Raw genomic sequence first — 24,228 nt, forward strand, 5'->3', positions numbered from 1 at the left:
AATATAGTGATTACAACAGTAACTTTAAATCCTGCAATTGATAAAACTATGGTAATAGATAATTTTAAAGCAGGAGCAGTAAATAGAGAATTGAGCCTAAGGGTAGATGCTGCAGGGAAGGGAGTAAATGTTTCTAAGGTTATACAAAAGCTTGGAGGAAAAAGTAGGGCTATAGGAATCCTTGCTGGAAATACTGGGGAATTTATAAAAAGTGAATTAGATAGAATGAAAATCGAAAATGATTTTATGGTGATAGAAGGCCAAACTAGAACAAATACAAAGATAGTAGATAGATTAAATAATTTAGTAACAGATATAAATGAAAATGGTCCCTTGGTTTTAGAAAAAGACTTAAAAAAATTTGAAGAAAGTTTTATTAAAAATATAACTGAAGATTCGATAGCTGTATTTTCTGGAAGTGTTCCTAGAAATGTTGATAAGAAAATATATAAGAGATTAATTGATGCTGCCAAGGCTAAAGGAGTAAAAACAATTTTAGATGCAGACGGACAGCTTTTTGCAGAAGGATTAAAGGCAGGACCTTATCTTGTAAAACCTAATATTCATGAATTGGAAAGATTTTTTTCTAAGGAAATAAAAAGCTTAGAAGATATTATAAATTATGGGAAAAAAATTTTAGATTATGGTATAGAATATGTTGTTGTTTCCCGTGGTGAAAAAGGCTCTGTTTTTATTACGAATGAAAGAATTGCAATAGTTGAAGGCATAGAAGTAAAGGTGAAGAGTACTGTTGGGGCAGGCGACTCTTTAGTTGCTGCCGTGGCTTTGGCAATGGATAGAGGTTATTCATTTGAAGAAATGATAAGACTTGCTGTAGCGGTAAGTACAGCAAGTGTTATGACAGAGGGAACACAAGCAGGTAATATTGATGATATTAATGGTCTAGTAAAAAGAGTTAAATTTAAATTGATTGAAAAGGGGATGCTTGAATATGAAAACTAAAGCTGTGAGATTGTATGGTAAAGATGATTTAAGATTGGAAGAATTTGAACTTCCTGAAATTAAGGATGATGAAATTTTAGTTAAGGTTATTTCGAATAGTATATGTATGTCTACATACAAAGCTGTAAAACAAGGGTCTAAGCATAAAAGAGTACCTGAGGATGTAGCAATTAATCCAACAATAACAGGACATGAGTTTGCGGGTGAAATCATAAAGGTTGGACATAAATGGAAGGAAAAATATACTGTGGGAAACAGATTTGCTCTTCAACCAGCATTAAATTATAAAGGCAGTCCTTATTCGCCGGGATATTCTTATAAGTATTTTGGGGGAAATGCAACTTATATAATTATTCCTAATGAAGCTATGGAGCTTGGATGTTTAATGAATTATAATGGAGAGGGCTTTTTTGAAGCATCATTAGCAGAACCTATGTCCTGTATAATTGGAGGTTTTCATTCAAATTATCATACTAAAAGTGGAGTATACCAACATGAGATGGGTATAGCTAAAGGTGGCAATATGGCAATATTAGGTGGAGCTGGCCCTATGGGACTTGGAGCAATAGATTATGTTATTCATTGCGAAAGAAAACCAAAGTTTTTAATTGTAACTGATATAGATGAAAAAAGACTACAAAGAGCTCAAAATGTACTTACAGTGGAAGAAGCTAAGAAAAATGGTGTAGAATTAAAATATGTTAATACAAAAAATATTGAAAAGCCTGAAGAGTACTTGTTATCTCTTGTAGATAACAAAGGATATGATGATGTATATGTTTATGCTCCTATTAAAATACTTGCAGAACAAGGAGATAAAATATTAGGTAAAGATGGGTGTTTAAACTTTTTTGCAGGGCCTACTGATAAGGATTTTTCTGCAAAGGTAAATTATTATAATATTCATTATTCTGCAACCCGAATAATAGGTTCAACAGGTGGTAATACAGATGATTTAATTGAATCACTGGAAATGACAAGTAAAGGTTTGATAAATCCTGCAGTTATGGTTACTCATATTGGAGGCTTAAACAGTGTATCTGAAACAATTTTAAATTTACCCAATATTTCTGGTGGGAAAAAGCTAATCTATACTAATATAGATATGGAATTAACAGCTATTGAGGATTTTGAAGAAAAGGGCAAAACAGATGAGTTTTTTTCTAACTTAGCCGAAATAACTAAGAGACATAATGGCTTATGGAGCCTAGAGGCTGAAAAGTATTTGTTGGAAAATAAATAGGAACAAAGGATATGAAATCCTGTGGTTTTGGTTAGATTTTTTAAAAAGAAATAACCTATAATAGAATTGATTTTGTATGAAGATTAGTTTTATTATAGGTTAAATAGTCAATAACCTTCACAATAATATAATTAATAAGCTATCGAAAATTACAATAGGTAAGGGGCTAAACTCAAGGAGTTATCTAATGAGTTAGCCTCTATTTATTTATAGTATTAAATCTTAAGAAATATCCCAGAGCTTAAAACTATAAGAGTATAAAAGTAATTTTGTATAATTTATTGTAAACTTTATGTAAAGTATATTGACACAGGCTATAAGTAAAAGTATTCTATATATAGATATATCTAAATGTATCTATATGTTTTGAAGGGGATGATTAAATGAACGAAAAGATAGAAATATTTAAAGCTTTATCAGATAGTAATAGATTATTAATTATTGATATGCTTTCATGTGGTGAGCTTTGTGCATGTGACATAATGGAAGGGTTAGAGCTTACACAACCAACTATTTCACATCATATGAAAATACTTCAGCATGCAGGACTCGTAAATTCTAAGAAAAATGGTAAATGGACTATATATTCACTTAATAAGGAAGTTTTTAATAATTTGTGTGATTATATTAATCATTTATCATCCTATAAGAAAAATTGTATTTGTGAAAAAATAGCAAAAAAGACATGTAATGAAGATTAATAAGTTAAATAGAAGGAGGATTGTATATGTCTAATGAAGTTAATAAACAAGGTGGAGGCTTAGATTTTTTTGGAAGGTACCTAACAATTTGGGTAGCGTTATGTATTGTAGTAGGGGTTGCTATAGGTCAGTTAGTGCCATCGTTCCCTGAAACTCTAAGCAAATTTGAATATGCACAGGTTTCTATTCCTGTAGCAATTTTGATATGGCTTATGATTTATCCTATGATGCTTAAGATAGATTTTTCAAGTATAATTGAGGCAACTAAAAAGCCAAAGGGTTTAACAGTAACATGTGTTACCAATTGGTTAATAAAACCCTTTACAATGTACTTAATTGCAGGATTCTTTTTTAAGGTAGTATTTAAAGCATTTATACCATCAGATTTGGCAACGGATTATCTAGCAGGAGCAGTACTTCTTGGAGCAGCACCTTGCACAGCAATGGTATTTGTATGGAGTCATTTAACAGATGGTGATCCAGCCTACACATTGGTTCAAGTTGCTGTAAATGACATTATACTACTTTTTGCATTTGCACCTATAGTGGCCTTTTTACTTGGTGTTTCAGATGTGATAGTACCCTATGATACTTTATTTTTGTCAGTTGTACTATTTGTAGTGATACCACTTGCAGGAGGGTATTTTTCTAGGAAATATATTATCAAGAACAAAGGGATTGATTATTTTGAGAATGTATTTCTTAAAAAGTTTGATAATATAACAATAATAGGATTGCTTTTAACACTTGTAATAATCTTCTCATTTCAAGGAGAGGTTATTATGAATAATCCTTTGCATATAGGCTTAATTGCAGTTCCTCTTATTATTCAGACATTCCTTATATTTATCATTGCTTATGGATGGTCTAAAGTATGGAAGCTCCCCTATAATGTTGCAGCACCGGCTTCAATGATAGGGGCAAGTAATTTCTTTGAATTAGCTGTTGCAGTGGCAATATCCTTATTTGGACTCCAATCTGGGGCTGCACTTGCAACCGTTGTTGGTGTATTAGTTGAGGTACCATTAATGCTCACCCTTGTTAAAATAGCCAATAGTACAAGTTATTGGTTTAAAGAGGTGAAATAGATAAAGCAGCGAATATCTGTATAAATATTACGTATATAAGCCAAGAAAATTAATAGAGAGGAAAAAGTATGGTGTTATTAATTTTCAAAATCACTCATTTATATTGTTAAGGAGGTAATCATGAAAAAGAAAGTTGCATTTGTTTGTGTTCATAATTCATGTCGTTCCCAGATGGCTGAAGGTTGGGCTAAAAAATTAGGAAGCGATGTTTTAGAGGTTTATTCGGCAGGAACAGAAGAATATCCACAAGTAAAACCAGGAGCAGTTCAGGTTATGGAAGAAGTAGGGGTGAATATGAGCAAGCACTACCCAAAGCTTCTTAGGGATATACCTGAAGAGATAGATATTCTAATAACTATGGGTTGTAACGTTGTGTGTCCTTATGTTCCTTGTAAACACCTAGAAGACTGGGGACTTGAAGACCCATCAGGAGGTCCCATTGAAGGCTTTAGGAATACAAGAGATATAATCAAAGAAAAAGTTGAAGATTTGATTAAAAGAGTTAAAAAGGGTGAATTATAAAAAGAGATGATATAATTAAAATTGAAGATGTTTTTTGTTTGTGATAATACAAAAAATCGAAAGTATGAAAAGGCTGTTAAGAAGTTTTATAGATGTATGCAATAAAACTTAAGAAAGGAAGTAGACTCTGAGGTTTCCTTTTGAGCGATTTTTATGAACCAGTTTATCCTTCTAATTATTTAATTAAAAACAGGTTCATTACATGAGCCAAAAGGATTCTCAGTGGCTATGCCCGTAAATTAGATTTTACAAGCGCATAGCCATATTAATATATAATAAAGGAGAATTCTATTGGTTCAGTTTATAAAATTTATTGTAGGTATCATTAATGAATTACACGATAAAATAATTGTATTGCTCAGTTTATTGGGACTGAACTTTACTGACAAAGAGCTTCATTTCTGGGTTTTTGGCATAGCTGGGATAATTCTGTTTGTTTTTGTTGACAAAATATTCAAATGGATATCAAAATGGTCCATAACAGCTATCTCGTTTATATACACCATTACCTTTTTAATAATTATGGTTTTAGCAATTGAGATACAGCAGAAAATAACCGGTAGAGGAAATATGGAGTTCAACGATGCTTTAGCAAGTATTTTAGGATTTTTAGCATTTTTTGGAGTATATGTAGCAATGAAGTTTTTACTTAATTTGTCAATAAAATTGTATAAAGGAATGACAGAAGATAAGAGAATGGATGGAGATGAATAGGATATTGGTGAAAGGTCAGAAAGTGGAGTTTGATAATTAAATAAAGTTATCATTAATAATTCTTTCTATATGTTTTAATCTATTATTGTCTAATGAATGTATAAACTCAAATAAATATTCTTTCCATACACTATCTATATACATCTCTTCAAAGGAGTTTAGTATATCAATACACTCAATTCTACCGCCTTCAAATTCATCTCGTAGAACTATTTTGATTAGCATAGCAATCTCAAGATCTTCCATATCGGAATATAAGGCTAGATACTCATCTTGGAACAGACATTCTAAGTTAATGACATCTATAAAATCTCCTAAGGATTTAACATTAGATCTTATTATATTGATCTTATTTGATAATGCACTAGCTTCAAAAACACTATTAATCATACTTCGAAAGCTCTTATCGTCCATTCTATTTCCTTCTTTAAATTGCATATTATTATGCTTGTTCTCTTTATCACAATTTTTTATTATTAAATATTTAAAATCTTCACATTCTACTGCATTTAATATTCTTTGCACTAAGAGTTTCTTATATCGCTTAAGATAGAGCTTAGCTTCTATACTAGTACATGATAAAGCTTCTAACATTTTACAAATAGCTATTTCTACTGTTTTTTGTAGCCCATTAGGCTGTAAATATTTAAACCTTTCACACAAATAAGAATACTGACTGTCGGATATTATAAGATTTTTAGCTGATTTACCAGATAATATAGAGAAGATCGAATTATTAACTACTATTTCAAAAACATTTGAATAAAGATCCTTTGGATTTATTCCATGAAACTGACTATAAAATTTAATTATTTTTTTAATCTCAAGTGTAGAAAAAAAGCTGCAAAAGTAATTTTCTATATCTATATTATTTAGATAATTTCTAATATAGAATACTCCTCTAATATTCATATCATCAAAAACTAATGGATAGTCTATGCTAGTCATAGTATCATGGGCATTAAATTTAATATCATATACTTTGAAAAAATTACTCAAACCACTATCGAGAGTGTCGTTATAAGTGAATAAAGGTATATCTAGCTTTTTTTCTAGCATATTTTTATACTTTATCCGACAATCCTTAACACATTGTTTTACATATTTATATCCTTTGAAATATATTTTTTTAAAATCTTCTGTCTTGATAACTTCTAAAGCATCTTCTGGATTCTTAAAATCTGCGGTGTATGCATCTATACAATATAATATTGAAATTAGAATTCTCTCTGCTGTTTCAACCTTTACCGAGGAACTTTCACCATTAGTATATTGTAGTATCAAGTCCTTTAATATATCTTGAATCTGCATCTGAAATCTATTTATGGTTCCTTCATCTACTAGACCAGCTGCATAACTCTGTTTCAATAATGAGATAGTATATTGATTAATGTCTAATTTATGTCTATTTATTTTTTCATTTCTATTTATTATGATATCATTCATATATATCCTCCCATCCGAGGGCTATTTTTATTTAAGATTATCTCGTCTGAACTTTGTAGCATATCTTTCAATACTAATCCATAATAAATCTAAAGATCCTCTACAGTCATTATTAAATTTTTCTGTCATAAGCTTTATAAGCATATCATCACCTAACTTATCGTCTGTCTCTCTCTTTGCGTAATAGAATATTTCTTGAAGCTCTACTACTGTGTCCATATAGTTTTCTTGAATAATATAAGGGGAGCTACTAAAATTTTTTATAAGTTTTTTTATAACATCAACACTCAGTTCAACTAATCCATAATTCACTAATATGTTATTTCTTTCTGTAATTATTTCTTTAATTTCTGAAATGGTTAATGAATTATGAGACCTATTATTGTCTTGATTTAATTCTAAGTAGAGTTGCTTTGCTTCGATATTGTAATCTTTTTTATTTAATAGTTCTAAAAACATTACTCAGACCTCCATGATTCCCTTATATTTTTCAAAAATCTCTTGACAAATATATAGATGTATGATATGCTTAAGTTTAGAGCGAATATAGTGTTGGGATAATTATTATACACATTAATTTCTTGTTTGTCAACAATCTTTTAAATATAAAATATTAAGCCCCTATGGAATTTCCATAAGGGCTTATATTATTCTCTGAAACCTTTACCTTTAAATACTCTTATCGGGTCACCACGCTTAATGTTTTGATGCTTTTCCCAAAGAGTCTTATTTATATTTCTACTTTTTGTACTATTTATTTCTTTAAGTTTCTTATCTAATCTAATTATAGCAAGCTTTTTATTTTGGTATTGGCTTCTTTCTTCTTGGGCTTTTACTGCCACTCCAGTAGGAAGATGGGTAATTCTAACCCCTGTTTCTAGTTTATTAACATTTTGACCACCCTTGCCACTGGATCTCATTGTTTCGACTTTGATATCTTTTATATCTAGATCAATCTGTTTCTCTTCACTAAAAGCTTCTACTTCTATGAACCAATTCTTTCTTTTGTGATTAGGTCTGAACTCACTTTTACATATCCACAGAATACTTCCTTCTATAGATTTAGCATAATTCTTAGCTGTTTTACCATTTAATCTAAGAAAAGCAGATTTAAGAGTATCTTTCTTAGCTCCCTTAGTACAGGAAAGAAGTTCAACCTTTATATTCTTATCCATACATTCCTTTTCTATTTGTTTTAGAAATAGATAGACAAGCCTACAAGATTCTATTGGCGCCAATCCAGCGCTTATTTGAATCCACATAAAGCTAGGCCTTATAGGTAATTAGAGGATTTAAGCTAGCAACAAGCTTAATCATTTTCTCACCTATCATATCCTCAATTACTCTTTCTATATTTTTATAGGCCTCTGGAGCTTCCTCATATATTAGATTTTTATCTTTATATATGATATTTGACGAAAATTTATTTTGATGTATGGACTTTTTAGAGTAAATTTTTTCAAGTCTTTCCTTGCAGCCTTGACGGGGCCATTTTCTACCTGCACCGTGGGAAACTGAAAAAGCATATTCAAATAGATTATCCATAGGTTTAACTACATATGACTTTGACCCCCTTGATCCAGCTATAACCATATAGCCTATATCAGAAGGAGCTGCTCCCTTCCTGTGAATATAATATGTTTTTCCATCCCATTTCTTTATGCTTATACTATTATGAATACTGTCTAAAAGCTTTCTATTGATTTTAGAATTCAATACAGTTAAAATTCTATGAGCTATTAGTTCTCTATTCAAGTTAGCAAACACTATTGCTTTTTCATGCTCCGTAAGGTATTCATTAAATCCTTTGCTATGGATAGTAATACCAGCTTGGCAAGAATATTCCTTTATATACTTGTTTAAAATATATTCTCCATAGCTTCTAGAGCCACTGTGTACTAGAAGAAAAATATTGTTTTTTTCTATTCCAATATTCTCTATAGCAGCTTTATCATATACTGTATCAATTTCCTGTAGCTCAGCAAAATGATTTCCAGAGCCTATGGTTCCCAGTTTTTCTTTAAAAGGCATATTATCAATATTTTTATCCTTGATTATCTGGTCAATATAATCACTATAGGTGTTGTTTATTTTTTCAAGCTTCTTCATTACCTTATTTATTCTAAATTTACTTCTTTTTATACCTGTAGAAAACAGTGCAATTCCACAGCCTATATCATTTCCTATGATATGAGGGTAAATTACATCTTTTGTCATATAGGCAGCACCAACAGGCGTTTTTCCAGCATGTAGATCCGGTAGTCCTACAGCCTTTACTATACCTGGTAGAGTTGATACTTTTTTTAGTTGGTCTATGGCATTGCTTTCAATCCATGATTTTTTGCTTTTAACTATTTTAATCTTATTATTCATATTCTCTCCTTAATTTAGTTGATTTTAGTAACTTAGCCTATGGAGAGAATATAGTAAATTTATTTTTTAGCGTATTATAATTATACTATCTAACCTTATCTATATTCTCTCACCTTATTTAATATATTCATCATATTAATCACATCCCTTCAAAATAGGTTTTCAAATAATTTGTTTTTTAAAATAATCTTCATATATTATTTTAGCACATTTTACTAAAGGATTACTAGAATTGTATATAATACTGATGTAAAATATATTATAGCTATAATATTGATAAAAAATCCAATGGTATAGGGTTTATATAGGAAATAGAAAATGAGTTTTTATTAAAATAATTAAAATAACTGAGGACATTTCACAATTTTTCAATTTGTTCAATCAATAAAAATAAAAAGTACAGTGAAATAATGCGTATCTTTAATTTATTTTACTATAGTATTTTAAAGGGTGAATTATTCATGATTATTAAAGAAGAGATTTATTTTAAGAAGTATAGAATTCAAGTTGTGTATGAGGATAAAGTTATTCGCATCACTAATGATGAAAATTTAATAGATTATCTTAAGGAGTGGGGCCATGGGGCTAGGGAAATAGCCACTAAATCCAAGGAGAGATATTATTATCATATGAATAAAGAATTAGAGATTTCAACTGATTCTATGACTGTTGAAATACTAGGACATGTATATCCAGGATTAATGGCTGAAGCTATTAGGGGGCTGCCAGCCCCTGACAATATTAAAAAATTTTGCAGAAGAATACTTAAAAGCACATGCGTTATAGACTGTGGAGAGAGTTCTATAGACGATAATAGATGGGTATGGGACAAGCTGGCGCCTTTTAGGAGAGTAATAGAAGCAATTTTGATTGACTAGGAGTATATAAAGGAGAAATAATACTTTTATTATACATTTCCTTGTTAATTGAATCTAAAATTGTAATTTTTATGCAGGATTTTTTAGAAATATGTAGAAATTTAGAGATATTAGTAAGTATAATCATGTGAGCAAATTGCATAATTACCTTCTGTAAAAACTATCTACTACATATAGTTTAAAAATCTCCAAAGACATACCATATATATTATGCAACTTAGCCAAGTTAGAATTATGCAAATTCCTCATGTAACATTAAAACTTAAAATGAATTTTGCTGAAATAATGAAGGCTTTTACTTTCTTTCAGCGAAATTTATTAATCTTTAGAATAGCATTACTATAGTATTTATGGAGGGTGAAAAGATGAATGAGTTATTGAAAAGATATGTTGATATGGCTCCATATGTTAATGATTTTACAGAAGATGATTTAGCCGTTGCAATATGCGATAAAGAAAAAATAGTAAAATGTGTTCCAGGGGAAAATGTGTCACTGCGTGTAGAGGAAGGACAGCTATTGTGGGATGGGTTAGCTTTGGCAAAGGCGGTGAAGCAAAACGAAAAAATTACTGTTTTTATACCAAAGAAAGTACATGGTGATCCTATGACGGCAACTGCAGTACCTATCTTAGATGAAGAAAATAGGGTTATAGGAGGTATTGGCACTGTAAAAAAAATAAGTGATAAAGAAGAGTTACAGGATATTATACGAATATTAGCCAATTCTTTAGCTGAAATGTCAAAAACAACTACACAAATTTCTTCTAGTGCCGATGAAATAGCTTCTTCAGGGGGAGAGATGATTTCCTATGTCAATAGTGCATTAAAAAAGACAGAAGAAACTGATGAAGTGATAAGATTTGTGCAGCAGGTTGCCAAGCAAACAAATTTATTGGGACTAAATGCTGCAATAGAAGCGGCTAGAGCGGGGGAAGCGGGAAAAGGATTTCAGGTTGTAGCACAGGAAATACGAAAACTTGCGGTTTCAAGTAATGAATCGGCAAATAAAATTGCATCGGTACTGAAGGATATACAAAAAAGTGTTACGCAAATACTAGAAATGGTAGAGAAGAATGGAACTTTGACACAGGAGCAAGCTGCAGGGACTGAAGAAATTACAGCAGAAATAAGTGAAATATCCAATTTGGCAAGTAAGTTAAAGGAATTTTCTAATAGATTATAATATGAATTACAAATAAAAGGAAGGGTTAGGTTTGAAATAGGGGGGAGTATTTCAACACCTGATCTTTTTTAGTATGCAAAAAATTAAACTGTTTCTATGATATAGATTTTCCATAGCAAAACTTAATATATATCAAAATGTCTATATACCTGAGGAAATTGCATAACTTTAATTTGGCTGGGTTGCATATGCGAATATTATCCTTAATTTAATTATTTAGAATAAAGTATATTTCGATGGTATAGCTTCGGAGATTTCAAAACAATATGTGGAAGCTAGTTTTTGAAGAGGTAATTATGCAATTTGCTCACCTAACAAAAACGTAAGGTTAGTTTTTACATAGTTTGATATAATAATATCAGGAGTGATGACTTTTGTATAAAATATTAATCGTTGAGGATGATCATACAATATCTTCAATAGTAAGGGATAAATTAAATAAATGGGGCTATGATACGTTAACTATTTCAGATTTTAGTAATGTTATTGCAGAATATACGGCATTTCAACCCCATCTTGTATTAATGGATATAAATTTGCCCTACTATGATGGTTTTTTTTGGTGTTCTAAGATAAGGCAGATATCAAAGGTACCTATTATCTTTATATCATCAAGGGATACAGAAGGTGATAAGATAAGGGGCATAACCCAGGGGGGAGATGATTATATTGAAAAGCCATTTTCTTTAGATATGCTTATAGTGAAGGTGCAGGCAATGCTGCGTAGGGCCTATTCCTATAGCGATGAAAAACTAAATGTACTTGCTTATAGGGATATTATATTAAATATAGAGGATTTAATGGTGTTTTCCGGAGAAAGAGAAATAAGACTAACCCATAATGAATGCAAGATATTATCCTTCCTTATAAGAAATTCCGATAAAATAGTGTCTCGCCCCCGTTTAATAAAGGCCCTATGGGATGATGAAAGCTTTGTAGATGATAATACTTTAACTGTAAATATTAATCGATTGCGCAAAAAGCTAAAGGAATTGAGATGTGGCGATTATATAGAAACTATAAAGGGGGAAGGGTATAAATTAATATGAATTTTATAGATTATATAAGGGAAAAATGGCTTACCTATGTTTTCATTGTAGCTAGTATTGTATTTACTATTACCGTTTATAAATTGGATAAAAAGTTTACTATGTCAAGATCAAATGCTGTATATGTAGTAATTGGGTTATCATTATTATTCATTATATTCGTTTTCATTGATTATATTATATTTAATTCCCGAGTAAAGAAGTTTAAAGGCTATTGCAGTACCAATATTTTATATGATGAAGACTTGGATTTATTTGTATATCCAATTGATAGAGAATATGGAAAGGTCCTTTATAATATTGTTAAGGAATATGAAAAATTCAAATCTGATATATATACAAAATCCTCAGAGGAATCGGAGTTTATTACAAAGTGGATACATGATATAAAAGTTCCTATCTCAGCTGTACGACTAATTTTAGAAAGCTATGATGAGAATATTGGAACAAAACTTTATCGTAGTTTGGATAAGGAAATAGCTTCCATAGAACAATGTACCCAAAGAGTTTTTTATCATATAAAATCTAATTCATTTTATAGTGATTATAGGATTTCTAAAGTTTATACAAAGAAATTAATTGGAAATGCCTTGAAAAATTATTCGAATTTTTTCAGCTATAAAAAGATAAATATATCTTTTTTAGGTGACAATTATGGAGTATTGACCGATGAAAAATGGAGTGGATACATTATATCTCAAATATTTTCAAATGCTGTTAAATATACACCGGAGCACGGTAGTATTTCTATTAATACTATAAAAAATAATAATGAAATTACAATTCAGATAAGGAATAGTGGAGAAGGAATTTTATCTAAGGATATTAACCAGATATTCAATAAAGGATATACATCATCTAAGGATAGAAATGGCATGAAGGCAACGGGCTATGGAATGTATCTTTCTAAGAAGCTTAGCAATATGCTGGGACATAAATTAACAGTAGAATCGGAATATGGCAAGTATGCACAATTCAATTTAACTTTTTTAAATCATGAAAATATCTATAATGTAATGAAAAACTCATAATCTTATAGGCTAATGTATCATGTGTTTCTCCTTATTTAAGGAATGACGAAAATGTAAGATTAAGTACTTAAATTGTAAGGTCAATCGATTTTCCTATAATTTTTTATAGGATATGATTTACTTATACTGGTTAGGTAAATCATATGGAGGTGGAACGCAGTGGAAGTATTAAAAGTAGAAAATATTAGAAAAATATATGGAAGCAAGAAAAGCTCCAAGGAGTATATGGCTTTAAAGAGCATAAGCTTTGATGTAAAGGAAGGTCAGTTTATAGGTGTTATGGGACCTTCGGGTTCCGGCAAGACAACTCTTCTTAACATATTAGGTAGTATTGATAAACCTACTACCGGCAAATTTTTTATGGGAGATAAGGATATTGCAAGCTTTAATAAGAAACAGCTTGCAAAGCATAGAATAGAGAATATTGGTTTTATTTTTCAGGATTATAATTTGCTTGAAACAATGACTATAAGAGAAAATATAATATTGCCTTTAGCATTGTCAGGCCATAAGCCTAAGACTATGGAAAAAAAGCTAATGGAAATCACTAAGAATATGGGTATAACTGGTGTGCTGGAGAAATATCCCTATGAAGTATCAGGAGGAGAACAGCAAAGGGCTGCTGCCTGCCGGGCTCTAATAACAAATCCCAAAATTATACTGGCCGATGAACCTACAGGAAATCTCGATTCAAAATCCGGCAGGGATTTGCTGGAATTATTGACCTATATAAACAATGAATATAAAGCAACGATACTTATGGTAACCCATGATGTTTTCGCTGCCAGCTATTGTCAGAAAATAATGTTTATCCGTGATGGAGAGATATATAATGAGCTGTATGCAGGAGATAACAAGAAGGAATTTTTTGATTCTATTATTGAAACAATGAGCGTTATTGGAGGTGAATAGAAATGAATTTGACTACATTAGCTATCTCCAATATAAAAAGAAATTTTAAGAAATATATTATGTATTTCTTTTCACTAAGCTTTAGTGTTTTTACTGCATATACTTTTTTTGCATTAATGCAAAATCAATATGTATTAATGGCCTTTACATATGACGATAGATATAAAGCCTTATTAAAAAGCTTTGGAATCATTATAATGGTATTTGTAATGTTTTTTTTGATAAGTTCCAATAAAAGTTTTATTAGGGCTAGAAAGAAGGAAATATCCACTTATTCGTTATTTGGAATGACAAATGGTAAGATTGGAAGACTTTTATTTATTGAAACCATGATAGTAGGTATGGTGGCCCTTATCATTGGTATAGTAGCAGGAATATTCTTCTCAAAGCTTATTGCCATGATTTTATTGGATATTTCTTTAGCCTCTTTTACAGGAAATATAGAATTTACCATAGCACCTAAGGCTATTTATATTACAACTATAATATTTATGTCTATATTTGCTGTTATGGGATTATCGGGATTAATAGTTATAAATAGATTTGAATTAGTAGATTTATTCAAAGCCAATAAGATATCTGAGGGTAAGTCCAAGGGGTCAGTGACAATATTAATTATCTCCCTTTTATTAATTGGGGTTGGATATTATAAAGCTTCAATTCCTAATCCAATGAAAGTTGCAAGCTCAGCCATAACCATTTTGATTTTAGTTATCAGTGGAACATATTTGTTCTTTTGGGGTGGCTTTCCAAAGGTGTTAAGTTTAATAAAAAGTAAGAAAAGCTATTATTATAAAGGGGTCAATTTAATATCAACTTCTGCCTTTTCCCATAGAATGAAGTCTATAAGTGCTGTTATGGCTACAATAGCTGTTTTATCTGCCGTTGCCACAACGGCAATTGCCACGGGATATACCTTATATTACAATATTGAAAATAATGTTTATGAACAATTGGGCTATGATATGTATTTTTATGGTGGGCAGGAAGACGTATTGGATGATGTAAGATCTGCCTTCAAAATCCATGGAAATGAAATTATTGATGAATTTACTGCCCAAAGGTATACGACTTCACCGGATATTGAGGTTTCTCAAGTTAAGAATTCCCCATTTGCCATAGGTAAAGATGATTATTTTAGGGTATACCCTGAATCATTATATAATGAACTTATGTCTATGACTAGACTTGATTATAAACCTATAAGTATAAAGTCTGGTGAGGCAGTATATTTTTATCCCTTTTTATCAAATCAAATAGCCGATGCCATGGCTGGACAAGACCTCATATTTACAGATAGATCATTGACTGTAATTGGAGCTATAAGGTCAGATGTACTGTTCTTTGGTGCAATTCATACCATTGCAATCAGCGATAATGATTTTAATGAACTTTTAAAAAAGGGAGATATAAGGGACACTAATGATGGGGGACAGCCCTATGATAAAGTAACGGTATTTAATTATGAAAAAGCCTTGAGTTCACCAGAATTAAATAGTGAACTAACAGAAATATTATCGGGCAAAACAGGAAAATTTAGGACAGCATATAGCCTTTATGATGAATCGTTACAAAGCTTTGGATTAGTTTGTTTTATTGGTTTCTTTATGGGGGCAGTATTCATATTAATGACTGCTAGCTTATTATATTTTAAACAGATAATGGCAGCTGAAGAGGAAAGACATCAATATAAAATCCTTAGAAAAATTGGAATGAATCAGGTTATAGAGAAGGCTGTAATTGCAAGACGGCTTATACCAGTGTTTTTAATACCATTATTAGTGGGAATTGTTCATAGTATATTTGCTATGAAATCGGCAGATACCATGGTTTTTTCAAATATGATAGGAAGTGAAAATTCTTTTATTACAGTACTTTTATCTTCCTTTGTAATGTATGGAATATATGCTGTTGTTTATAGTATTTTTTATTTTATTACAATGAGACAGTATTCAAGAATAGTAAAATAGATTTGAATTTAAAGGCTCTTTGTCAATAGTTGGGGTGGGATTAGTTTTGATCCTGCTCCATTATTTTAAAAATAATACTTTATATAAAAAGCCACAAAAAATAGCAATTGAAGTACTAGTTAAGGTTCCGATTAGAAATTTATCACTGAAAGATTTATCTTTAGTAATTTTATCAAATCTTGCAATGGATTTTGCTGTTATTACAAAGGTTATGGCAACATAATTATTAATAAGTATAAAAGTAAAAATGAGTATTCTTTCTAGAATTCCTATTATTTCTCCTCCAGATTTTGAATTTGACTCGTCTAGAGTGGCGGCAATTTCATGAATGGATGGATTTGTTGTATTGGATATATCGTGAGTTTCTACTGCTTCATTATTTTTTGCTTCACTAGTATATTGGGATGATAATTCTAAAAGGGTTAACTTGGTTATAATGGTCCCTCCATTTATAATAAATAGAAAAAAGGAAATAGATAGGATTAATTGGGTCCATATATTATTATTAATCACTTTTAAAATGGGATAAATATTAATTATCATATTAGAAAGATTTATGTATAATGTGTTTAAATCTAAAAAATGATACAAAGGATAAGCTGCAAAAATGATTAATATATGTAAAAACTGGTCTGTAAAAAACAGTATTAAAGAATATTTATTGTATTTTTTACTCAGACGTATTTTATGTTTATCTACTAGATAATGAGAAAATGCAAATCCAAATAAAATAATTGTTAGTTTGATGCTGAAAAAGGAAATGGTAAGAAGTAGAGAAGTTAAAAAATGATGGATAGAATGTTTAAGCAGTATATTGTCACTATGTATTTTTCCCTTTGCAATTTTATTATTTTGCAAATAGAAGTCTCCTACTATATGACTTAATATAAGCAAGCTAATTATTAAATTTGAGTACATAAACATCTCCTGCTTTCATAATAGTCCTGTTTTATGGGTTTTTTTAGATAGAGAATTTGGTTTATAGTTATCCACAATCCTTATCTGAGCAAATTGCATAATTGCCTTCTCAAAAAATTAGCTACTACGTATTGTACTAAAATCTCTGAAACTATACCATCGAAATATACTTTATTCTAAATAATTAAATTAAGGATAATATTCACATATGCAATTTTGCCAAATTAGAGTTATGCAAATTCCTCATCTTAATAAATACAATATATAGCAATAGTATGATATAATTGCTTATATAGCTTGTACAAGTTATATTTCAAGATATAGCTTGTACAAGCTATATAAAACTTAAATACTATCATATTTTTTTTTAAGGAAGTTAATAATACTTTCTTCAGCTACAAATATTTCATGGAAAAAAGAATTTTTTAGTACTTTACTTACAACGGGCTGTTTAATATCAAGGGTAATAGCTACTTCTTTTTGAGAATCTAAGTTGTTGTAAAGCTCCACAATATGTGATTGACGTTTTGTACGGCTTGACTCACAGGCTTCAATAAAATAAATTAGTGAATTAATTAAGTCATCTTCTATTGAACCAGATTTATAGCAAATAGAAGGTTTTTTCTTTTTTGCTTTTTCAACCATTTCTCTGGCATAGTGGTAGGCTGGGCCATCAGATCCAATTGATATTTCCTTAGAAAAATCAGTATACATTTCTCCAATACCAACACCAAAAACTAAGTTAATAGGATATAATCTTTTCTTTATATCCTTAATGATTTTATAGCTCATATGGGTATTGGTAAGAAGCCCTTGAAATTCATCACCTAGTGTAACAGTAAAATTGGAAGCAATATATTGACTATATTTTTCATTGACATTTGAAATTATTTGTTTAAACTCATCCTGAAAAGCTTGTCTATTTTCTATTTGTCTAGAATGAACAATATCACCAATAATAGCACAGTATATCATTTTACTAACTCTCCTTTAAGTATTAACATTACATTTAACTTCAAAAATTTTAGAGTATTACAATATATATTATCCAATTATTTCAATTATAATAATCTCAATATCATATAATGTAAATTATTCTACATACAATATAGATATCCTTTCAAATTTAAAAATATATTAAGATCACAATAAAAAATACCTGCAGATACATAGCAGATATTGATTAGCTTAAATTAATCATCTTATCACCCCAAATGATTATATCATTATGCCGTCAACGCTAATTGAATAATAAAAAATCTAGTTCTTTAGTACTCTGTTATTGCATATAAGATGTAGTAATGAAAGATTAAAGAATTTTAAATAATGTAGGTAATAATTATTTCTACATATGAATAAAAAAGGGTGAGGAAGATGCTGAGGAGAAAAAGATATTTGTTAAGAGCAAAATTTAGGTGGATGATGGCTAAAAGAAGAAATAGACCAATAAAATTGAAAGCTTTAAAAATTATCTTAACAATGGTTCTTATTATTTTTCTAATAATTTTGATGATAAATATAATAGATTTAAACCCTAATAAAAATTTGACTGAATCACCAAAGAAAATGTACATACCCTATGAGTATTTGAAAAAAGCATATATTAAAGCTAATAACGAAGGATTATCCTTTTCAAAGCTTTTAACCTACTCTGCTAATGAAGCAGATTTTAATGACGAAAAATATACAGATAAAGTATTAAGTAGGGCTGTGAAAATGATAAAACAAAGGAAGAATATGACCAATCAGCAAAGGGCTCTTTATGATATTTATTCAAAGATATTTGATGATTTAAGGGTTGGACCAATACCCGAGAAAAAAGAAATATATAAGTGGAATGAAATAGAAAAAAAGTGGGAACTCAAGGATATTAAGCATTATAGTTATACATCTACTGATGATTTTGGAGCATCTAGAACCTATGGAGGAGATAGGAAACATGAAGGAAATGATTTGATTGCAACTATGGGAACTCCCATAGTTTCCATGACAGATGGAGTAATAACTAGATTGGGCTGGAATGAGTATGGAGGCAAAAGAATAGGGATTACTTCAAATAGAGGAACATATTTTTATTATGCCCATATGGATAGATATGAAGAAGGAATGAAAAAAGGGAAAAAAGTCAAGGCTGGTGATGTAATAGGATATATAGGAGATACTGGATATGGACCTGTAGGAACAAAAGGGAAAATTCCATCCCATCTACATATACAGATAGGCTTTAAACTAGGTAAATACTCTAATGGATATACTTGGTTTAACCCTTATGATATTATTAAATTTTTAGATAATCATAGAATCACATTAGTCCAAAGGATACAAGGAAATGATTAAATATAATCCATTTATTCTTTTGGAAAATTATAATGGATATTTTGTTTTTGAGAGTCATATATATTACAAATATAAATCAGTCCTCCTATCCTTTAGGAAAAAAGGAGTCTTCATATGCTCACTTTTATTTTTTCTTATGTTATCTAATATATCAAAATCAACATCAAAGGATAATATACCTTCATTTTCTTTTGTATATTTTTTTACTAGATTACCAAAAGGATCCCATATTCCAATTCCTCCTCCAAACTTCTTGTATCCATTATTTCCTATTAGATTACAGGCCGCTAAATAAACTCTATTGTCATATGCCCTTGCTCCCATATACTTCTCCCAAATTTCAAACCTTTTTTTTATTGGAATAGGGGAAGCATGGGGAGCAAAAATAATATGAGCACCTTGTATTGATAAGCTTGATACAACTTCAGGAAAATGCAGATCATAACATATTCCAATTCCAAAATTAACGGTTTCTACCTGATATTGGGTGTCTTTAGTTTTGAAAATAGGTAAATTTTGACCTGGTGAATATTTTTTTCTTTCATATTTTCCTAAGTGGGTTTTTCTATATTTTTCAATTTTGCCATCTGGAAAAGCAATAACTTGAGTTATATATGTATTATTTCTGTCTTTTTCCAGCATTCCAGCTATTATAACAATGTTTTTGTCTTTAGACATTTTTAATAATTTTATGGATGTAAAGCCCATTATATTTTCAGATAAGTTTATAGGAAGATTTCGATGATATCCACATGTAGAAAGTTCAGGAAAACAAATTATTTTAGCTTTTTCTTTTGCCGCTTCAGTTACAAATTTGCTTATTTTTTGTAAGTTTAAATCTTTATTCGATGGTATAGCATTTATTTGTGCCAAAGCAATTTTAAAACCTTTCATTAAAAAATCATTCCTTCTTTGCAGAATTTTTTATATAAGAAACTTGTATAATTAAAATTATTCACATGTATTATGCAATTCCCTCATATTAGAAAAAATAGACCTATTTCTTAATTATTTTATCATAAAACATTATGGTGAAATTATATGATTTGCAGTAGATGAAAAATATATTTTATAAGGATATCGCTATTTTTATTTGATAATATTTTATTGATTAAACATTTAGAAATTTGTGATATAATGTGAATAAAATTAAATTCTTCCAAATTTAAATTATACAATTTTTTCAATTATGAATTTGAAAAGAGAGATTTGGTATGTTAGAAGACTATATTTTAAAAGTTATATTAATAGCCGGTGTTATTTTGTCAGGATTATGTATCGTTGGTAACATAATTATAGGATTACCTCTGTCATTAAATATTAAGTGGACGATTTTAATCCTTATGTGCATATTAGCACTGATATTAATCAGAAGAAACAGTATTCAGGAAAAAGTAAAGTTCATTTTTTTTCTCCTTATCATAGTTTTTTTTATACCCTTTGGATGGATAGATTCAGGAGGTAGTGCCAATAATACCATTGCATATGTATTTATAATACTTATTAGCATAATCTATTTGTTTGATTCGTGGAAACGGTCATTTTTAGTATTTATACATATTTCTATGTTCACAGGATTACATATTTTAGAGTACCTAAGACCAGACTTAATGAAAGTACATCCATCACAATCTCAGTTTCTAGATAGATTATTGCAAATACCGTTAACTCTTTATGCTTCCTATTTGTTAATTAAAAAGTTTGCTGTGGCATATAAGCGTGAGAAAAGAAAGCTGGATGAGTATAGTAGAAAATTAGAGGAAGCAAATTGCAAATTAAGAGTTTACGCCACATATGATGAATTAACCGGTGTATATAACAGGAGGATATTTGATGAAAATTTAAATATTCTAATTGATAATAATCAAGATGGAGATATAGAAAAAGCCTATATGGCTTTAATAGATATAGATTATTTCAAAGAAATAAATGATACATATGGGCATTTAGTTGGAGATCAAATACTAAAATCATTTGGTAAGATGGCTAGTGAAGCTATAAAGTCCCCAAATATACTGGCTAGATGGGGAGGAGATGAATTTGCTTTACTTTATTATGGAGATATTGATGCTGTAATGGGTAAGCTTGAATTATTTCAATCATATATAGATGTAGAGAAAGTTGGTAAGTTAGCTGATATTAAAGCAACCCTAAGTATTGGAATTACAGACTTAAGGCATAATGATACAGTTCAGGATGTACTCAAAAGAGTGGATGAAGCATTGTATAAAGCCAAAGCTAATGGAAGAAATAAGATAACAAAGGACATAATTGGGAAAAAGGAGTTCTTTTATTGATAAAATTCCCAAAAGAGATATAATAAAAAGTGAAAGTGGTATATGCCAAAAACTAAAAGGGGGTTTTATAGTGTCTTATAGTCCATCATTAGGAAGTTCTATAAGTAATACTAAAATTAGAACGCCGGAAAATACATCTGATTTTTCTGGTATGTGTACAGTCTGTACAGCTAATTGCACAGGTTTTTGTGAAATAGGTTTATCGGCAATACGTGGTTCGGAAGCTATTTATCCATTTGAAACCAATAAAAATCAGTTTGCATCGGAAAAGGATTACCCATTAGATTTTTCACATTTTAATATCAATGGTAGGGTTTTTGGAGCCTTAGGATGTACAGAAGATACTGAAGCAGCTACTTTTCCTAAGGCTAATATTGATGCGGAGTTTGGTATTGACAATAAAATTAAATTAAAGGCACCTATTATTTTACCTGCTATGGCCAAGCTAAATTGGGAAGATTATTATGCTGGAGCTGCTTTAGCAGGAGTATTAGTAGTTATTGGTGAAGCTGTAGTGGCGAAGGATAAAGATTTAGTTATAGAAAATGGTAAAGTAACTAGTTCTCCCCTTATAGAAAAAATGATTTCGTCCTTTAGAAAATATTATAGAGGATACGGAGATATTATTCTTCAGGCTAATTATGATGATGAAAATATAAGAGTACTCGACTATGCAATTACAAAATTAGGAGTAAAATCTGTAGAATTGAAATTCGGTCAAGGCTCCAAAGGCATCCAAGGTATGGGAAGAGTGAAAAACATTGAAGACGCATTGAAGTTTCAAAAGATGGGATACTTGATTTATCCTGATCCATCAGACCCAGTCGTAGCAGAAAATTATAAAAAAGGTATAGGAAGGGTATTTGAGAAAATAGGCAGATTACCTATGTGGAATAAAGATATATTGGTTAAAAGGGTTGCTGAGCTAAGAGAGCTAGGAGCTGAACATGTATGCTTTAAAACAGGCCCCTATGATCCAAAAGATATTGTTAAGATTTTAAAAATAGCCTCAGAGGCTGGTGTGGATTTAGTTACATTTGATGGAGCTGGTGGAGGCTCCGGAAATAGCCCTACAAAGATGATGAATGAATGGGGAATTCCTACGGTATACATGGAAAGCCTTTTACATGATATTTTAAGGAGATTTAAGGAAAAGGATTACTTTATTCCTCAAATTGCAGTGGCTGGAGGCTTTGCCATGGAAGACCAAGTCTTTAAAGGTTTATCCCTTGGAGCTCCATATATAAATCTTATAGGAATAGGTAGAGCAGCTATGGCAGCAGCATTGGTAGGAAAACATGTTGGAGAATTAATAAATAAAGGAATAGTGCCTAAAGAATACAAAAGATTTGGCTCAACTGTAGAAGAAATATTTGGGGATATAAGAGAACTGAAAGGATTATATGATGATGTGTCAAATATGTCACCGGGAGCTATAGGCTTATATTCTTATATAAATAGGATTTCTACAGGAGTTAAACAATTAATGTCCCTTAACCGAAAGTTTTCTTTAGAATATATTGATAGAAGTGATATAATTCCATTAACTCAGTTAGCTTCAAAGGTTACAGGATTAGATACATATAAGGATAAAACGGGAAAAGCATTAGAGGATATTTAGAGTTATTAGCTTTGTATTAGAAAAACATTTTGCAAGTACTGTTTTTGGTCAAATAGTTATTTTTTCGAGCCTATACTTAGCCAATACGTCAAAGGTATAAAATAGACCAAAGAATGTAAAAATACATAGACGTGTGACTGACAAACTAAAGAGACGGAAGTAGCCACTGAGGTTTCCTTTTGAGCGATTTTTATAAACCTGTTTAACCACTTAATTATTTAATTCAAAACAGGTTTATAGCATGAGCCAAAAGGATTCTCAGTGGTTACTGGAGTTAATTAAATTTCTTAATCACATATCTATAACCTATTAGCTTGTAAATTTGGCTAATGGGTATTCTTATTTATATTAATCTTCATTTTTAGATTTTAATTTATCCAAAGCTTTTTCCAAATCCTTTAACTTTTCTATAACATTATAAAGGGCTTCAGGATCAATATCTTCATCAACCATTTTTTTAACGAATTTAATTTGCTTCATGTTTAGCTTTTTGAAAGCTTGTTTATATTCTTCTGGAACAAGTTTTGCAAGCTCTTCTGCTGTATATATTTCTTTTGCAGATTTGATATATTCATAATATCCAGCTAATTGAAGCAATTCATTCATATTAATTCCATATGCTTCACTTATAAGTTTTAAAGTCTCAAAGGTTGGTTTAATAGGGGAATTGCTTCTGGGGTCATGGGCCTTTTCAATAATGGATAAATAATTATGGCTTATACCTATTAGCTTAGCAGCCTTCCGTAATGAAAATTTTAATTCTAATCTTCTTTCTTTTATTATATTTCCTAATTTAATTAAGTCCATTGTATATAAAGAAGATTGAAGCAGCCTATTTTTATATACTATAGTATTTCCATTAATATCACATAAAAATCACTTTGTTATATAGATGTATAGCTGTAAAGTCTTGTTTACAGTGTTAGCCGATGATAATCATTTTATATAATATTATAAAATCTACTTTTAGACTTTATAAAA

At 30.1% G+C, this 24,228-nt stretch carries 23 protein-coding genes; 15 read left to right on the forward strand and 8 right to left on the reverse strand.

Features of this window, described 5'->3' with window-relative positions; all coding sequences use genetic code 11:
• Positions 1-6 precede the first annotated feature (6 nt).
• The 6 genes from pfkB to B5X81_RS02915 all read left to right on the forward strand — a co-directional run bounded on the left by pfkB (position 7) and on the right by B5X81_RS02915 (position 5,231).
• Positions 7-963 carry a 1-phosphofructokinase gene (gene pfkB, locus B5X81_RS02890; protein ID WP_079489219.1) on the forward strand — a complete coding sequence of 319 codons (957 nt, stop codon included), beginning with the start codon at positions 7-9 and terminating at the stop codon, positions 961-963.
• Positions 953-2,206, forward strand: coding sequence for a zinc-binding dehydrogenase (locus tag B5X81_RS02895; protein WP_079489221.1), 1,254 nt, complete (start codon positions 953-955; stop codon positions 2,204-2,206). The genes pfkB and B5X81_RS02895 overlap by 11 nt, the downstream gene beginning before the upstream one ends.
• 383 nt (positions 2,207-2,589) lie before the next feature.
• Positions 2,590-2,907, forward strand: a complete 318-nt coding sequence (locus B5X81_RS02900; RefSeq protein WP_079489222.1) for an ArsR/SmtB family transcription factor — start codon at positions 2,590-2,592, stop codon at positions 2,905-2,907.
• Positions 2,908-2,933: 26 nt separating this feature from the next.
• Entirely contained in the window at positions 2,934-3,995 is a 1,062-nt protein-coding gene (gene arsB / locus B5X81_RS02905) for an ACR3 family arsenite efflux transporter (RefSeq protein ID WP_079489224.1), read from the forward strand.
• 120 nt (positions 3,996-4,115) lie between these two features.
• A complete protein-coding gene (locus B5X81_RS02910; protein WP_079489225.1) occupies positions 4,116-4,517 on the forward strand; it encodes an arsenate reductase ArsC in 402 nt (133 codons plus the stop codon).
• 291 nt (positions 4,518-4,808) lie between these two features.
• The gene (locus tag B5X81_RS02915; RefSeq protein WP_079489227.1) at positions 4,809-5,231 is read left to right on the forward strand and encodes a hypothetical protein; all 423 of its coding nucleotides are present in this window, start codon (positions 4,809-4,811) and stop codon (positions 5,229-5,231) included.
• 36 nt (positions 5,232-5,267) lie between these two features.
• Here B5X81_RS02915 and B5X81_RS02920 read toward each other — a convergent pair whose 3' ends face one another.
• From B5X81_RS02920 to B5X81_RS02935, 4 genes are all read right to left on the reverse strand, one after another.
• A complete protein-coding gene (locus tag B5X81_RS02920) occupies positions 5,268-6,677 on the reverse strand; it encodes a DUF6179 domain-containing protein (RefSeq protein WP_079489228.1) in 1,410 nt (469 codons plus the stop codon).
• Between the two features lie 27 nt (positions 6,678-6,704).
• Entirely contained in the window at positions 6,705-7,136 is a 432-nt protein-coding gene (locus B5X81_RS02925; RefSeq protein WP_079489230.1) for a DUF6323 family protein, read from the reverse strand.
• Positions 7,137-7,324: 188 nt separating this feature from the next.
• Positions 7,325-7,939: a peptide chain release factor H gene (gene prfH, locus B5X81_RS02930; RefSeq protein ID WP_079489231.1), complete on the reverse strand. Its 615-nt coding sequence runs from the start codon at positions 7,937-7,939 to the stop codon at positions 7,325-7,327.
• A 4-nt stretch (positions 7,940-7,943) separates the two neighbouring features.
• A complete protein-coding gene (locus tag B5X81_RS02935; protein ID WP_079489233.1) occupies positions 7,944-9,050 on the reverse strand; it encodes an RNA ligase RtcB family protein in 1,107 nt (368 codons plus the stop codon).
• Between the two features lie 461 nt (positions 9,051-9,511).
• On the opposite strand from B5X81_RS02935, the gene B5X81_RS02940 reads away from it, so the two are divergent.
• From B5X81_RS02940 to B5X81_RS02965, 6 genes are all read left to right on the forward strand, one after another.
• On the forward strand, positions 9,512-9,928 hold the full coding sequence (locus tag B5X81_RS02940) for a hypothetical protein (RefSeq protein ID WP_079489234.1): 417 nt from the start codon (positions 9,512-9,514) through the stop codon (positions 9,926-9,928).
• Between the two features lie 365 nt (positions 9,929-10,293).
• On the forward strand, positions 10,294-11,112 hold the full coding sequence (locus tag B5X81_RS02945) for a methyl-accepting chemotaxis protein (protein ID WP_170917246.1): 819 nt from the start codon (positions 10,294-10,296) through the stop codon (positions 11,110-11,112).
• A 374-nt stretch (positions 11,113-11,486) separates the two neighbouring features.
• On the forward strand, positions 11,487-12,161 hold the full coding sequence (locus B5X81_RS02950; protein WP_079489237.1) for a response regulator transcription factor: 675 nt from the start codon (positions 11,487-11,489) through the stop codon (positions 12,159-12,161).
• Entirely contained in the window at positions 12,158-13,192 is a 1,035-nt protein-coding gene (locus tag B5X81_RS02955; RefSeq protein WP_079489239.1) for a sensor histidine kinase, read from the forward strand. The genes B5X81_RS02950 and B5X81_RS02955 overlap by 4 nt, the downstream gene beginning before the upstream one ends.
• Before the next feature lie 159 nt (positions 13,193-13,351).
• The gene (locus tag B5X81_RS02960; protein ID WP_079489240.1) at positions 13,352-14,104 is read left to right on the forward strand and encodes an ABC transporter ATP-binding protein; all 753 of its coding nucleotides are present in this window, start codon (positions 13,352-13,354) and stop codon (positions 14,102-14,104) included.
• Between the two features lie 2 nt (positions 14,105-14,106).
• The gene (locus tag B5X81_RS02965; protein WP_079489242.1) at positions 14,107-16,074 is read left to right on the forward strand and encodes an ABC transporter permease; all 1,968 of its coding nucleotides are present in this window, start codon (positions 14,107-14,109) and stop codon (positions 16,072-16,074) included.
• Between the two features lie 60 nt (positions 16,075-16,134).
• Here the strand turns inward: B5X81_RS02965 and B5X81_RS02970 are convergent, their stop codons facing one another.
• Both B5X81_RS02970 and B5X81_RS02975 read right to left on the reverse strand, forming a co-directional pair.
• Positions 16,135-16,998, reverse strand: a complete 864-nt coding sequence (locus tag B5X81_RS02970) for a DUF3307 domain-containing protein (RefSeq protein ID WP_079489243.1) — start codon at positions 16,996-16,998, stop codon at positions 16,135-16,137.
• 339 nt (positions 16,999-17,337) lie between these two features.
• Positions 17,338-17,967, reverse strand: coding sequence for a SatD family protein (locus B5X81_RS02975; protein ID WP_079489245.1), 630 nt, complete (start codon positions 17,965-17,967; stop codon positions 17,338-17,340).
• Between the two features lie 420 nt (positions 17,968-18,387).
• On the opposite strand from B5X81_RS02975, the gene B5X81_RS02980 reads away from it, so the two are divergent.
• Positions 18,388-19,329 carry a M23 family metallopeptidase gene (locus B5X81_RS02980; RefSeq protein WP_170917248.1) on the forward strand — a complete coding sequence of 314 codons (942 nt, stop codon included), beginning with the start codon at positions 18,388-18,390 and terminating at the stop codon, positions 19,327-19,329.
• Positions 19,330-19,392: 63 nt separating this feature from the next.
• Here B5X81_RS02980 and B5X81_RS02985 read toward each other — a convergent pair whose 3' ends face one another.
• Complete coding sequence (locus B5X81_RS02985; protein ID WP_079489248.1) at positions 19,393-20,223, reverse strand: nitrilase-related carbon-nitrogen hydrolase; 831 nt, start codon at positions 20,221-20,223, stop codon at positions 19,393-19,395.
• 320 nt (positions 20,224-20,543) lie between these two features.
• On the opposite strand from B5X81_RS02985, the gene B5X81_RS02990 reads away from it, so the two are divergent.
• Both B5X81_RS02990 and B5X81_RS02995 read left to right on the forward strand, forming a co-directional pair.
• Positions 20,544-21,626: a GGDEF domain-containing protein gene (locus B5X81_RS02990; RefSeq protein ID WP_079489249.1), complete on the forward strand. Its 1,083-nt coding sequence runs from the start codon at positions 20,544-20,546 to the stop codon at positions 21,624-21,626.
• A 70-nt stretch (positions 21,627-21,696) separates the two neighbouring features.
• Positions 21,697-23,247, forward strand: a complete 1,551-nt coding sequence (locus tag B5X81_RS02995) for a glutamate synthase-related protein (protein ID WP_079489587.1) — start codon at positions 21,697-21,699, stop codon at positions 23,245-23,247.
• A 348-nt stretch (positions 23,248-23,595) separates the two neighbouring features.
• On the opposite strand, the gene B5X81_RS03000 is transcribed toward B5X81_RS02995, so the two are convergent.
• Positions 23,596-24,054: a helix-turn-helix domain-containing protein gene (locus B5X81_RS03000; RefSeq protein WP_079489251.1), complete on the reverse strand. Its 459-nt coding sequence runs from the start codon at positions 24,052-24,054 to the stop codon at positions 23,596-23,598.
• Between the last annotated feature and the right edge of the window lie 174 nt (positions 24,055-24,228).

The organism is Maledivibacter halophilus (genome assembly GCF_900167445.1).
Taxonomy (GTDB): Bacteria; Bacillota; Clostridia; order Peptostreptococcales; family Caminicellaceae; genus Maledivibacter; species Maledivibacter halophilus.